The organism is Streptomyces sp. YKOK-I1 (genome assembly GCF_054660435.1).
In genome coordinates this window covers 301,306-315,123 of sequence record NZ_BAAGDR010000001.1, presented here as the reverse complement: position 1 = coordinate 315,123, position 13,818 = coordinate 301,306, and the positions used below count along the sequence as shown (strand labels likewise).

Here is a 13,818-nt window from a genome sequence, read left to right as displayed (position 1 = left end):
GGGAGGCCCGGCGGTGGCGGAGAGATCCGGATGTATTTGTTTGTTGCGTTGTTTCTCTTACGGATCTGTTCGCGGCCGACTTGTTTTGACTTGCTCGGAGACTGTTTTTGTCTCTGCGAAAAGAACCGTGGTTCATGTCCCTGGCGGCCGTTAGCGTTTTTACGTCGGGGTGGCCCGGGAACAACCGGGGACGGGGGGACGGGGTGGACGTGGGAACGCTGACCGCGTTGGTGTCGGCCGAGTCGCGGGGCACCGACTGCGAGGCGGCTGCGGCGGCCCTCGCCGCGGGTGAGCCCAGAAGGGCACTTGCCGCCCTGGATGCCTTGCCGGCGGATCAACAACGCCCTTTCCCACGGGCGTTACGGACCGCCGCGCTGCACATGGACGCCAACTGGCAGCCCGGAGCCTGCCTCGCCCCGGTCGAGGGCCTGGCGCAGGCGATGGCCCAGAGGGCGGGCGATCTGCCCGAGGGACGTCTTCGGCTCGCCGCGCACCTGGCCGGCCAGGTCGTCCCGGTCCTGCTCTCCGCGCGGATGATCGTGGGACACGCGGTCCGGGCCCGCGACGCCAGGGAGCGTGCGGCTCCTCACCCGTCGGACGGCGGCGTCGCGGGCGAACGGGACCAGGATCTTCGGGAGGACGTCGACGAGGCACTGCGATGGTTCGACCAACTGCACGCGGCGATCGCCGAGTCCGGGCACACGGATGCCGCCGCCTGTCATCTTCTGCTCGCCGCGGATCTGCGGTTCAAGGCCGGAGGCCTCGCCGTCGCCACCCTGCCGACGGCGCCGGGGGAACCCCGGCACACTCGGACGGGATCGGCGGCACTGTACGAACTCCTGCAAGGGGACCGGGAGCTGGGGCCGCCCGGGACGGCGGAGGAGTGCGTCCTCGACCCCGCTGCTCCGGGGGGCACCGGTTCCGGCGGAAACCTGAGGGCGGCCGAGAGGCGGTACGAGTCGGCCCTCGCCGCCTGCACCACGGCGCGCTCACCCCACGGACGGGCCGCGGCGCTGCTGAGACTGGCCCATGTGCACCGGATCCAGGGCCGGGGCGACTCATGCCGTGCACGGCTGGCGGCGGCGCTCGACGCGGCGTACGAGGCGAACGACGGGGCGTACGTCGCGCTGTTGAAGGTCCATCAGGTCCTGGACCTGATCGACGCCGACTCGGGGGAAGGGGCGGAGGCCGAGGTCGCGAAGACCGTGGCCGCATGGGGGCGGACCGTCGGCAGCGCCTCCTGGGTGCAGGGGCTGTCCTGGCTCGTCCGCAACCGCGCGGCCTGCTGGCACACCCGCGGCCACGCCCGGCGCGGGGACCGGGCCGAGGCGCTCGCCCGTCTCCTCTCGGAAGGCCGGGCGCGATCCTCCGAAGGCCTCGGAGCGGGCGGCGGTGAGCGCGCGGTGGCGGTGCCCACCACGGACACCGCCGTCCATGCCCGGCACCACTTGGCCGCCCTCGTCCTCCTCGACCTGGAACAGCGCGAACATCTCGCCCGCATCCGGCACGACGACGACCCGCGGAGCGCACTCGACCTCACCCGTTGCCTCGGCGTCGTCCAGGCCGCCCAGGCCTTCCACACCCAGGCCACCGAACTGGGGGACCCGGACGTGGCGGCCGCGGCGCGCGTACGGCTCCAACTCGCCGTCCACGTGGGCGAAATCGTCGTACGGGAGACCGAGGACTGGATCGCCGGTCCGATGCGGGAGGCCCTGGCCGGACTCAGGTCGGACCTCGCCGCGTGCCCCGCCCAGGAGTCACTGTTCCGCTCCCGCAAGGCGCGTGAGGCGGGGCTCGGGGACGAGGCCGACCGGCTGGCGCACCAGGCCCTCGACAGAGCTCGTTCGATCCCGGACGACGCGCTGCGCTGCCATGTGCGCTGCACCGCTCTCGCCGACCTGGGGGAGAGGGCGCGGGCCCGCGCCGAGGCGGACCGGATGGAGTCCCGGTTGCCCGCCCTCCAGGCCGCCGCGCTGTGGGTGCGGCTCGGCGATCCCGAGCGTGCGCGGCGCTGTCTGCCGCGTGTCGATGACGCAGTCGAGAACTCCTGGCAGTTCCTCTCGCTGCGGGCAGAGGTGGCATGGGCCGACGGCGAAGGGGCGCACACGCGGGAGGCCGGTGAGTACGCCTTGCGCGGGCTCACCGTCTATGAGGAGCACCGGAGGAGGCTCGCCCGGGACACCTTGCGTGCCTCGTTCGCCGACGATCCGGTGGCGGCCCGGCTGCACCATGTCGCCGTGCTCGCCCGGCTGGCCTCCGGGGAAGAGGACGCGCCGGCCCTCGCGTTCGGCCAGGCCGACCGTGTCCGCACCGGCCTGCTCGGCGCCGTACGGGCCCTGGACGCCGCGGGCACCGACCCGGAGGCCCGCGCGGCGGTCCGGCACTGGCTGGCCACCGAGGTCCGCTGGGCAGCGGAGTTCGAGGACCATGTCGCCGCGTTGCGCGCCGAGCCCGAGGGCACCCCGCCGGCCGCCATGGCCGCCGCGGAACGGTGTGCCGCCACGGCCGTACCCGATCAGCGTGCCTTCACTGCTGGCACAGGTCCGGGTGCGGGCGCCGTGCCGGAGCCGCGCGCTGTCACTCCTGCCACGGACCTGGGTCCTGCCGCCGTGCCGGACCTGGGTGCCGCCACGGCCTTGCCGGACCCGCGCGCCACCACGGCCGTCACGGCCGCCACGGCCCCGGGTGTCGCCACCGTCGTTCCGGACGCGGGCGCCGTCACTGCTGCCACGGACCCGGGTACCGCCACCGTCGTTCCGGACGCGGATGCCGCCACGGCCGCCCTCGACACGAGTGCCGTCACCGTCGTGCCGACCTCGCGTGCCGCTGCCGCCGCCTCGGATCCGCGCCCTTCCTCGTCCTGGCCCTGGAACCCTTCAGCGACTCCGACTCCGACTCCGACTCCGGCTCCGACTGCGACTCCGACTGCGGCCCCGGCTCCGACTGCGGCCCCGGCTCCGGTCCCGACTCCGACCGCGGCCCCGGCTCCGGTCCCGACTGCGGCTCCGGCTCCGGCCCCGATCCCGACTCCGGCCCCGATCCCGTTCGCCGCAACGGTCCTTCGCCGTCGGCGGGTCGACGTGGCCGCGCGTCGGCTGGGTGAGGCGGAGGCGGTCGTGCAGTGCCGTGCGCCCGGGGCGCTCGCCGCAGCACAGGGGGATGTCGTGCCGGATGCGGCAGCCGTGGCCGCCGCCCTGCCCGTCGGCACCGTGCTGCTCGCGTACCACCTCTTCGACGACGCCCTCGTCGGCTGGGCCATGACGCGTGACACGCTGCGCTGCGAACCGCTGCGGGGCCGACCGGGAGGGCGCACGCTCACCTACCAGATCGTGGGCGCCGCCCGGCGCTTCCGGGACGGGTGCGCCGACCCCCTCCACGACGGTCACGGGCAGGGCGACGCGACCCTGCTCGCCACCTGCCTGCTGGAACCCTTCGCCGACGTGCTGGACACCGCACGGCGCCTGGTCGTGGTGCCGCCCGCGGCCCTCGCCCCGCTGCCGTTCCACGCCCTGCCCTGGGACGGCGACGTCCTGGGCGCCCGCCGTCCCGTGTCGTATCTGCCCGCAGTGGGACTGCTGCCGAGGCTCCGGGATCGAGAGGATCCAAGGCCGTGGAGGGATCTCCACGCCCTGCTCGTCGGCGCGCCCGCGACCCATCCACGCCACCGACTGCCCGAACTGCCCGGCACGGCGGCCGAGATCACCGAGATCGCCCGGCTGCTGCCCCGCACCACCGTGCTGACCGGCGCCCGTGCCACCCGTGCCGAGGTACTCCAGACCGCCCCCCGCCACGAGGTACTGCACCTCGCCACGCACGGAGTGATCGACGAACTCGCCCCGAACCGGAGCCGGTTGCCGCTGGCGGGAGACGACGCGCTCGACCTGGCCGATCTGCTGACCGCCGCCCACGCGCCACGCCTGCTCGTCCTCTCCGCCTGCGACACCGGACGCGGCCGGGCCACCTCGGGCGGGGACGTGCTCGGACTGACCCGGGCCGCCCTCGTCACCGGCGCCCGGAACGCGGTCGTCTCGCTGTGGCCGGTGGACGACGGTCTCGGCGCCCTGGTGATGGCCCGTATGTACCGTCGGCTCACCGGTGACGGGCGGCTCACCGAGGACGGGACCGTGGACGTCGGGACCGCGCTGCACCTCGCCCAGCAGGAGGTCCGGGCCCTGGGCCATGCGGCCCGCGCGGCGGAGTACGCCTCCCTCGCCCACCGCACCAGTGCGGGAACCGGGACGGCCGACGGACGCCGGTCATGGGCGGCGAGCCCGCGCGACAGCTCCCCGGCCCGGCCCGGACCCGTCCTCGACGACCGGCACCCGTACCACTGGGCGCCCTTCATCCATGTGGGGGTATGAGATGACCTTGAGAGCCCTGTTGATCGGTGCGCAGACCTTCGGCCTGCAGGGAGTGCACGCCGACGTCGAGCGGATGCGGCAGGTCCTGACCGGCCGCGGTTTCACCGACCTGGACATCCGCACCGGACCGGACGCCTCCTACGAGGGGATCAAGGAGGGCTTCGCCCGGCTCCGGGCCCGGACCGTGTCCGGCGACGGTGTCGTCGTCCACTTTTCGGGGCACGGCGGGCTCACCGACGACCTCCAGTATCTGGTGCCCTTCGACATGGCCGAGGGCACCGCCGCCGACTTCCGTGGCTACCTCGCCGAAGAACTCACCGCCGAACTCTCGGCGTTGGTCGAGCGCACGCCCAATGTCACCTGCGTCCTGGACTGTTGCCATTCCGGGGGAGCGGTGCGCGAGGCGGCGTGCACAGCGGGGCGCTGGACACTGAAGTCCGTGCTGCTGCCGCGGGTCCCCCTGGATGCCGCGCTGGCCCGTGCGGAGGCGCTCACCCGCCGTGACGAACCGCTGGTGCCGCACGTCGTACGGCTCGCGGCGTGCGCGCAGCACGGTGCGGCGTGGGAGTGGGAACCCGAGCCCGGAGCCGGTCTGCAGGGGGTGTTCACGGCAGCGCTGGCCGACCTGCTGGACGCCACCGCGGGCTGTCGTGTCCCGTGGTCGGTGCTGGTGGCGCGAGCCCGGGACCGCATCGCACAGCAACGGATGAGGCAACGGCCGGACGCCGGCGGGCCCTCGGGCCGCCTGCCGTTCTCGCTGGAGGAGCCCGCCGAACCCGATCGGCTGCCGCTGCTGCGCTCCCAGGGCCGGTTCCGCGTCCCGGGCGGCGCCCTGTTCGGGCTCCACCCCCCGGACACCGTCGCCCTGGTGTTCCCCGTGGATGCTCCCGAAGGGGAGGGCGGGGAGATCTCACTGCCGGCGACCGTGACGGAGATGAGAGGCGGAGACGCTCTGCTGCGGGTCACCGATTCCGGTGACTCGGCCGCCCTGGCCGAGGAGTTGAGGACCGCTTCGCTGCCGCCGGGCTCGCATGCGCTCGCGGTCGAGGTGCACGACCGCCGTCATGTGCTCATCGCGGCTCACGGGCCGTTCGCGGACGACCTGCGCGGGGAACTCGTCCGCTCACCCCGGCTCACCGAGACCACCACGGCGGTCGACGCCTTCGCCGTCGTACGTGTGCGGGCCGGCGCACCGGAGGTGCTCGGCCCCGGCGGGCAGGTGCTGCGCAGGCCCGGAGCCCCGTCCCTCGCCGACGCCGCCCGGGTGGCAGAACTCCTGGAGGAGCTCGCCCGCGGGGACCGACTGCGTCGGATGGGCGATCCGGAGGGAGCGGCCCGGCTCGACGCGGCCGTCGACGTACGGATCGAGGCGCCCGAACCGCCCGCCGCCGGACGGCCGCCCGTATGGCGCCCGCTGCGGCCGGTGGGGGAGCGGTTGTACGACGGTGACCGCTACCGGGTCCGGGTCACCAACTCCGGCGGGGCAAGGGTGTACTTCTGGGTCGTCGGGGTCGGACTGAGCGGCCGTACGACACTGGTGACGAACCATCAGCCCAGCGGTTGCCCGGTCGAACCGTACGGCGACGGCACCACCCAGCCGATCTCGCTCTACTGGCCGTCGGACGTTCCGCGGGAGGGCGGGTCCCGGGCCGAGACCGTGCTGGTGATCGTGGGGGACCGTGCGATGGACCTCGGCGGTCTGACCTCGCGCGGGACCCGCACCCCCACCGAGGCGCGGTCCGTACCCGTGCTCGCCCAGCTGTTGCGGGAAGTCCGGGACGGGGTGCGGGACGCACGGATGAGCGCGGGGAACGAGTTCCGCTACCGCGTGTGGACCATGGACGCCGAGGCCCTGCCCCACGCCGAAGTGATCGGGTCCCCCGCAGGGTCGGGGTCTGCGGAGGCAGCCGGCGGATGAACCCGGGAGCCGTCGGCCGACCGCTCCGCCGCCGTGCTTCCCTAGCGGCCCTCCGCCAGGACCGTCACCGCACAACTTATGTGCAAATAAAGGAACTTGGGCACCGCACAGTGGATAGAATGCCACAAGTCTCTGATACCGGAGAAGGTCGACATGTGCGAGGGAGGCATGATGTCGGGGGTGCACAGCGAGGACGCCGGACCCGACCGCCCGGCGAAGGGCACGCTCCTGGCCGAACTGCGCGACTTCCCGGACGCCGTCAGGGCCTTGCTCTCCCTCGGTACGGCACGCACGTACGAGGCAGGGGAGCATCTGCTGATCGAGGGACTTCGGGAGACCTTCGTCCTGCTGCTGCTCAGCGGCGTCACCAAGGTCACCGCGACCGCGGAGGACGGGGGCACCGCCCTGCTGGCCATCCGCCTCGGCCAGGATCTGGTGGGGGAGTTCGCGGCCTTCGACAACCGGCCCAGGTCGGCCACGGTGACCGCCGCCGGACCGGTGACCGCCCGCCGCATCGGCCGGCGCGACTTCCTCGACTGCCTCGACTCCACCCCCGCCGTCGCGCTCGCGGTCAGCCGGATGCTGGTGCGCAAGAACCGCTGGTCGGTACGGCGCCGCATCGACTTCAGCGGCAGCCCGGTGGCCACCCGGGTGGCCAGGGTCCTCGTCGACCTGATGGAGGACTACGGCGAGCCGTGTGCGGGCGGCGTGTCGACAGGGCCCCGGCTCACCCAGTCCGAACTGGCCGGCCTGGTCGGTGCCAAGGAACGCCGGGTGCACCACGTACTCGGGGAACTCGCCGCGGAAGGACTGATCCAGGTGGGGTACGGCCGTACGACGGTGCTCGCTCCGGACCGGTTGCGCGAGGCCGCCCGGCCGACCGGCGGCTGACCGGACCCCGCACGGCACGTCACCTGCGCAATCGGGCAGACCCGGCGCGGCGACCACGCCGGCACGCACGCACCAAGCACGCACGCACCACGCACGCACCATGCACGCACCACGGAAACGGGAACAGGAACGGGAACGGATGCGGACCGAACACCACGACCACGCCGCGGAGCCGGACGATGTGCTGGCCGCCCCGGACCTCCTCGCCCTCGACGGCGCGGTCACCAGAGGAGACGGGGAAGCCGTCTCCGAGCGGATCGGCGGAGCCCTTCTCGGCCGGCCGCTCCTGTACTTGCTGAAGGACGGCCAGGAGCGCGCCCTCCTCGTGTGTTTCCCGTTCGATCTGGAGGAACTGCCCGGCGGGCGCCGCTACGAGGAGGTCACCCTCACCGTCCGGCTCGACGACGACCTGTACGCCCTGAGTCTCGATCCGTCCCCCGGCACGACCACCGACGACGGCACCCGGATCGCGGCCTTCGGGCTCGGGGGATCGCGGCTGCGCTGGGCCTTCCGGGCCGACGGGCGACGCGGCGGTCTGCGCCCGGACGGGCACTGGGCGCAGGCGGTGGTGCGGACACCGGCCGACGGGACCGAGGTGCGCGGGCAGGTGAGCCTGAGGGCCACGACCGTACAGCGGGTGCTCGGCGGAACCCTCCGACGCCGTCATGCCGAGACCCCGCACGACACGGACTTCCGTATCCCGGTCGCCGAGGCGTGGCCGACCGCGGCGACGCCGGCACCCCGGACGGACCTGGCGGCCCTGCCCGGAGCCTGGGCCCTGCCCGCGTACGAGGACCACAAGGCCGGCACCGACGACCTGGGCGGCGAGCGGTTGCCGCCAGGGCTGAGAAGGCTGTGCCTGGCCGTCGACATCGAGAAGTACAGCACGCGTGACAACGCCGGTATGGTCCGTCTCCAGCGGGTGCTGCTGCGCACCCTGCGCCGCGCGTGCGAGCGGGCGGACGTCGTCTGGGACCGCTGCGGACGCCAGGCACAGGGCGACGGATATCTGCTCGTCCTGGAGCCCGGCACCGACGAGACCAGGGCCGTACCCCGTCTCCTGGACGGACTGGCCGAAGGCCTGGCGGCGGCCGACGGCCACCCGGCGCCACGCGACACACGGACCATCCGGATGCGGGCCGGCCTCCACCAGGGCATCGTGCACGACGCGGACAGCGGCTACGCGGGCTCGGCCGTGGTCGACCTGTTCCGCGTACTCGACTCCGGCCCCGTGCACCGGGCCCTGGACGAGTCTCCCGACGCCCCGCTCGTGGTCGCCTTCTCCGACCCGCTCTACCGGGACATCGTGGGCGTCGGCTACGACGGCCTCGCGGCCGACGGCTTCCGGCGCGTCGAGATCGAGATCGCCGCCAAGAACTTCACCGGCGTGGCCTGGATCCGCGCCGTACGGCCCGCGGCCGCCACCGGCGGCTGACACCGACTCCACCTCCCGCCCCGATCCGGCCTCCCGCCCGCTCCGCCCCCCGCCGCCCCGTCCTCCCTTGCCCCGGCGGCGAGGACTGCTGCTCCCAGCGACAAGGACCACCGCCATGACCGACACGACCTCCATGGACGAACTGAACACCGTCATCTCCCGTACCGGACAGGCCATCCACGTGGTTGGCGCGGACGACAGCGCACCCTGGCTGTTCGCACGCTGCTGGATGCGGGCCTGCCGTTACGAGGCCTCGGGCCGGGACCCGGCCGACATCGACAGCGCCCTCGCGGACTTCGACGCGCTGCCCCAGGACTTCCCCGGCCGTGCCAAGCTCGCGTCTGTCCTGGTGACCTCCCTGGTCAGATCCAGGACGCTGCTCGGCTCCCCGCGCCTGGCCAGGGCGATGGCCCTCACCGACGCCGCGGACACCGACCCCTCCCCGCTGCCGGACTGGCCGGCGACCTCCGCGGCGCTCCGCGCGAACGACCTGCTCGTGGCCTGGCAGGAGAGCCGTCCCGGGTTCTCCGCGCGCACCGCGCTCAAAGACCTGGAACGGTACGCGGAGATCGTCGGGGACACCCAGCCCCAGGCCACCATGGTCCGCTCGGCCCGGCTCGGACTGCGGCATCTGGTCGCCGCGGACACCCGCAACGTCCGAGAGAACGAGAAGGTGACGGACGAGGCCCACGAACTGCTCGACGACCTCGGCCCCGGATCGCCCTTGCTCGACCAGGGCACGGTCCTCGCCCTCATGCAGGAACTCAGCACCAAGGTCATGCGGCACGACATCGAAGGCGCCATGGAGATCCTCGGCCGGCTCCGCGACATCGCGCACCTGATGCCCCCGGGCGACCCGCTGCGCGAGAGCCTCGAGCAGGCGATGGAATCGACCGCTCCGCTGCTGGAGATGCTCCGTCCCGGCACAGGGGGCGCGAGGCAGCGCCGGGCGGAGTACGTACAGCAGCCCACCGAGGCCCAGTTCGGCGTTTTCGAGAAGATGGTGAACCAGCCCGGGCTCCCGGACACCGAACGCGCCCTGCGACTGACCCAGCTCGCCCTGGCGGAACTCGCCGTGGACACCCCGCAGTCGGTGGACGACGCGGTCGCCCATATGACCGAGGTGCTCGCCCTCGCCCCCGAGCACGATCCGCGACGCCCCTACTATCTGCTCCACGCCGGCACCGCCCGGCTGCGCCGGGTGGAGATGTCGGGCGGCCGACGCGGTCTGAGGACCGCCACCGAACTGCTGGAACAGGCACAGACGTCGGCGGCCTCCACCACGCACGGACTGTGGACCACCGTCGCCATGCCGCTCGCCCACGCCTACCGGCTGGCCGACCGCCGGGAACTGGGCCGTGCGACGGCGCTGCGCGGACTGCGCGGCCACGCGTGGAACGTCCTGCTCGAGTCCTCCCCCGACGAGATGCAGGCCACCGCCCGGTACGCGGCCGGCGACGCCCTGGACACCGCCCGCTGGTGCCTGACGGACAACGACCCGGAGGGCGCCGCCACCGCCCTGGACGCCGGACGCGGGCTCATCCTCTACGCCACCACCGAGACCCGGGACATCGCGGCCCGCCTCACCGCCTCGGGCGAGGCCGCCCTCGCCCGGGAGTGGCAGCAGGCCCGGCGGAACCACGCCGCCGGTGAGGAACCCGGTGAACTCCGGCGACGGGTCGTCGGCGCGCTCGCGGGCGTGCCCCTGGCGGAGGACGGCTCACCGGCGGCCGCGCCGGGCGAGGGCGGCACCCGGTTGCTCGACCCGCCGCAACTCGCGGAGACCCGTGCCGCGCTGCGCGCGCTCGGCGCCGACGCGTTGATCTACCTGGTGCCCGGCGACGAACGCAACGGGGCCGCCGTGGTGGTCCCGGCCGACGCCCCCGCGAGCTGGACGCTGCTGCCCCGGCTCAACGACGCGGGAATCGCCGACTTCGAGACCTTTCTCTCGGACGCCGCCCAGGGCGCCGTGGGCCGCGACGCACCGGCCCGCGACAGCGGTTTGCGCGACGCCCGGATGGAAGCGCCGGGAGCGCTGGACGGGATCTGCGAGTGGGCCTGGGACGCGGCCGTCGGACCCCTGCTGGAACGCCATCTGGCGCTGCCCGCGGGCCGTCCCGCGCGGCTGGTGCTCATCCCCGTGCGGGAGCTGGCGCGCGTGCCGTGGCACGCCGCGCGCACCCGCTCCCCGGACGGCGCCTGGCGGTACGCGATGGAGGACGCCGTCTTCTCGTACGCGCCCTCCGCCCGTCTGCTGTGCGAGTCGGCGTGGCGCGGCCCGGTCGCGCTCACCGGTGGCGGACTGGTCGTCGGGGACCCCGACCCGGCCGGTGCGGCACGGGACCTGCCCGCCGCCCGGCTCGAGGCGCTGGCCGTCAAGGACTGCTTCTACCCGGACGCCCGCTACGTCGGCCGGATGCCCGACGGCGAGCCGAGCCCGGAGGGCGCCGGGACCCGCGAGGAGGTGCTGCGCTGGCTCGCGGACCCCGACGGCGGTCCGGTGCTCCATCTGGCCTGCCACGGCATCGTCGAGGAGTCCACCGCCGCCGGAGACAGCGCCTATCTGCTGCTCGACGGGGGAGCGCATCTCGCGGCGGAACGGCTGGTGAGGGTGCTGGGCGAGGGCGAGGACCGGGGGATCGCGCTCGCCGTCCTCGCGGCGTGCAGCTCCGGCCGCTCCGGCCGCGGGCTCGACGAGGCGTTCAGTCTGAGCACCACGCTGCTGGCGGGACGGGTGCGCTCGGTGGTGAGTGCCAACTGGAGTGTGCCCGACGCGGCGACCTCCGTCCTGATGTTCATGTTCCACCACTTCCTGCGGGAGGAGGGCCTGCCTCCGGTGGACGCCCTGCGGGCGGCGCAGCTGTGCATGGTGGGCCGGCGCAGGCCGCCCGCGGAGATGCCGAAGAGGCTGCGCGAGCACTTCCGTACGCGGGACGAGTCCGACCTCACGTCCTGGGCGGCCTTCGTGCACACCGGGCGGTGACGAACGGGTCAGTCTGTCATACCGGATCGCTTCGCAAAGCGGTTCAGACAGGGAAATAAGTTCCTCAACTTCCCGCAGTGAAACGGGATTAGAGTGAATCATAGGTAGGTAAGCTCATTTACCTACTGTTGATGGATATGCCACACAATACTCGGGGGAAGCAGGATGAGGAGTGCTTGTGGCGTTATCGTCCGGAAGCCGCGCATCGGCGCGTGGTCGGTCGCCGCGGCGGTTCTGGGCGCGGTGGCCCTGCTGTTACGGCGGTGCGGGCGCCGGGAAACCGTGAACCCCGCCCCCGCCCTGCCGGGGGACATCCACGGAACCGTCCACGCACTCCTCGGCCCGCGCGGACTGGTGACGGTGGACGGACTCGTCGAGCCGGCGCGGTGGCTGGGCCCGGGCGAACCCCCCGGACGGGGCGGCGTCGTTCGGCTCACCAGGGGACGGCACACCGCGATGTGGGACGCCGGACCGCCCCGCGACGCCCGGGACGGAGACGGGGCGGCATGAGCGTCTTCGACGACTTCGACGAGATGTTCGACGGCTCCGCGGACCCGACCGACGACATCGACCTTCACTCGGGCACCTATCACCGGCGGGTCGTGATCCTGCTGATCGACGTGTCCGGATCGATGCGGTTCGCCGAGAAGGGCACCCGCCCCATCGACGAACTCAACCGCAGTCTGCGCGCCTGGCTGCCGGACATCCGCCGGCAGGGCGAAGGCCCCTTGCGGGCCGTCGAGTTCGCGGTGGTGACGTTCGGCGGCGACGGCGTCCGCGCGGTGACCGGCGACGCCGGCCGTCCGGAGGCCGAACTCGCCGCGGACGGGGGCGTGTTCGTGCCCGCGGCCGAGCTGGATCTCGCCGATCTGACCGCGTCCGGCACCACACCGATGGTCGAGGCCCTGGAGTTCGCCCTGCGACTGGGCGACCGCAGGGTCGAGCATCTCGCCGACCGGCACGGGCTGCAGACCGGACAGGTGCGCCTCATCCTCTTCAGCGACGGGGCGCCGAACGACGAACTCCCCGCCGACGCCTGGCGCTCCGTCGCGGATCTGATCGCCACCCGTCGCCGCCAGCGCCGTCTGCTCTTCCTCGCCTTCGGCGCCCCCGGTGCCGACGAGGAGATCCTGCGCACCCTCGCCACCGACCGGGGCTACATCCCCCTGACCGACCTGGACTTCGCCGCCCTGCTCGACCTGGTGCTGGTGGCGACCTCGGCGGACGACCCCTACACCGCCGTATGGGAACAGGCCGACTGGGACGCCGGGGAGGACGCCGACGAGGACACCCAAGGGAGCCTCGCCGAGCGGGACGGCGGAGAGCCGTGGGGGAGCAGGCCATGAGACCGACGCCCTGGCTGGTCTCGGCCGCGTCCGTGATGGGCAGCAGGCACGCCCGGTCCGTCACCGACTGCCAGGACAGCTTCGCCACCCACCAGGACGCCGACACACTCGTCCTCGCCTGCGCCGACGGCGGCAGCCGGGCCCGGCTGGCCCGCACCGCCTCCTCGCTCGCCGTCACCCTGACGGTGAACCGTGCGGCCGACGAGGCCCGGCGGATGCCGCCGGACGTCCGTGACGGCCATGACCGGGCCCGTGTCGCGGAGGTCGCCGAGCACTGGGCGCGCCACCTCGACCGGGTCACCGGGGACGTGGTGCGCGGATTCCGGGCCGCCGCGGCGGCGATGGCCTCCTCCCTGCCCGACCGGCACGGCTGGGGACCGGCGGAGTGGGGCACCACCCTCACTCTCGTCGTGGTGCGCCGCCCCTGGCTCGGGGTCGTCGCGATCGGTGACGGCTTCGTGGTGACCCGCTGCGGAGCCGAACAGTTCGACCTGCTGCTGGCCCCGTACGCGACACCGGCCCACCGACCCGGACCGGTGTCGCGTACGGCACAGCGGCTGGCGAGCCGGTTCGACGAACCGGGGCGCACGCTGTTCGTGACCTCCCGCGGCGCCGAGGTCCGGGCCCGCCGCGTGGTCGCGAGACTGCCCGACCTCACCGGGGTGGTGGTCGCCAGCGACGGACTGCGCGAGGTCGGGCTCGTCCACGAGCGGGCTCAGGCGGTGCGGCCCCACGGACGGTTCTTCACCCCCCTCTTCGCCCACGCCGACAACGCCGCCGAGGACGACACCTATCTCGCACGGCTGCTGGCGGGCGAACGGATGGCCGCGCGCACGCACGACGACAAGACCCTCGTCGTGGCGGTGGAACGGGTATGACGCGGC

General features: G+C 73.5%; 8 protein-coding genes. All 8 read left to right on the top strand.

What is annotated here, in order from left to right; translation table 11 throughout:
- Positions 1 to 380 precede the first annotated feature (380 nt).
- The 8 genes from ACYQ8Q_RS01465 to ACYQ8Q_RS01430 all read left to right on the top strand — a co-directional run bounded on the left by ACYQ8Q_RS01465 (position 381) and on the right by ACYQ8Q_RS01430 (position 13,812).
- Complete coding sequence (locus ACYQ8Q_RS01465; protein WP_460061002.1) at positions 381 to 4,361, top strand: CHAT domain-containing protein; 3,981 nt, start codon at positions 381 to 383, stop codon at positions 4,359 to 4,361.
- A 1-nt stretch (position 4,362) separates the two neighbouring features.
- A complete protein-coding gene (locus tag ACYQ8Q_RS01460; protein ID WP_460061000.1) occupies positions 4,363 to 6,279 on the top strand; it encodes a caspase family protein in 1,917 nt (638 codons plus the stop codon).
- 153 nt (positions 6,280 to 6,432) lie between these two features.
- Complete coding sequence (locus ACYQ8Q_RS01455; protein WP_460060996.1) at positions 6,433 to 7,170, top strand: Crp/Fnr family transcriptional regulator; 738 nt, start codon at positions 6,433 to 6,435, stop codon at positions 7,168 to 7,170.
- A gap of 139 nt (positions 7,171 to 7,309) precedes the next feature.
- Positions 7,310 to 8,605: a hypothetical protein gene (locus tag ACYQ8Q_RS01450; protein ID WP_460060994.1), complete on the top strand. Its 1,296-nt coding sequence runs from the start codon at positions 7,310 to 7,312 to the stop codon at positions 8,603 to 8,605.
- A gap of 115 nt (positions 8,606 to 8,720) precedes the next feature.
- Positions 8,721 to 11,588 carry a CHAT domain-containing protein gene (locus ACYQ8Q_RS01445; RefSeq protein ID WP_460060991.1) on the top strand — a complete coding sequence of 956 codons (2,868 nt, stop codon included), beginning with the start codon at positions 8,721 to 8,723 and terminating at the stop codon, positions 11,586 to 11,588.
- 282 nt (positions 11,589 to 11,870) lie between these two features.
- Positions 11,871 to 12,098, top strand: a complete 228-nt coding sequence (locus ACYQ8Q_RS01440; RefSeq protein WP_460060989.1) for a hypothetical protein — start codon at positions 11,871 to 11,873, stop codon at positions 12,096 to 12,098.
- Positions 12,095 to 12,934 carry a vWA domain-containing protein gene (locus tag ACYQ8Q_RS01435; protein ID WP_460060987.1) on the top strand — a complete coding sequence of 280 codons (840 nt, stop codon included), beginning with the start codon at positions 12,095 to 12,097 and terminating at the stop codon, positions 12,932 to 12,934. Before ACYQ8Q_RS01440 ends, ACYQ8Q_RS01435 begins: the two co-directional genes overlap by 4 nt.
- Positions 12,931 to 13,812: a protein phosphatase 2C domain-containing protein gene (locus tag ACYQ8Q_RS01430; protein WP_460060985.1), complete on the top strand. Its 882-nt coding sequence runs from the start codon at positions 12,931 to 12,933 to the stop codon at positions 13,810 to 13,812. Before ACYQ8Q_RS01435 ends, ACYQ8Q_RS01430 begins: the two co-directional genes overlap by 4 nt.
- Positions 13,813 to 13,818: the final 6 nt, after the last annotated feature.

What these genes read in the sequence shown, in the direction of transcription:
- ACYQ8Q_RS01465 (WP_460061002.1), top strand. Translation starts at nt 381, where the DNA reads ATGGACGCCAACTGGCAGCCCGGAGCCTGCCTCGCCCCGGTCGAGGGC.
- ACYQ8Q_RS01460 (WP_460061000.1), top strand. Translation starts at nt 4,363, where the DNA reads ATGACCTTGAGAGCCCTGTTGATCGGTGCGCAGACCTTCGGCCTGCAG.
- ACYQ8Q_RS01455 (WP_460060996.1), top strand. Translation starts at nt 6,433, where the DNA reads ATGTGCGAGGGAGGCATGATGTCGGGGGTGCACAGCGAGGACGCCGGA.
- ACYQ8Q_RS01450 (WP_460060994.1), top strand. Translation starts at nt 7,310, where the DNA reads ATGCGGACCGAACACCACGACCACGCCGCGGAGCCGGACGATGTGCTG.
- ACYQ8Q_RS01445 (WP_460060991.1), top strand. Translation starts at nt 8,721, where the DNA reads ATGACCGACACGACCTCCATGGACGAACTGAACACCGTCATCTCCCGT.
- ACYQ8Q_RS01435 (WP_460060987.1), top strand. Translation starts at nt 12,095, where the DNA reads ATGAGCGTCTTCGACGACTTCGACGAGATGTTCGACGGCTCCGCGGAC.
- ACYQ8Q_RS01430 (WP_460060985.1), top strand. Translation starts at nt 12,931, where the DNA reads ATGAGACCGACGCCCTGGCTGGTCTCGGCCGCGTCCGTGATGGGCAGC.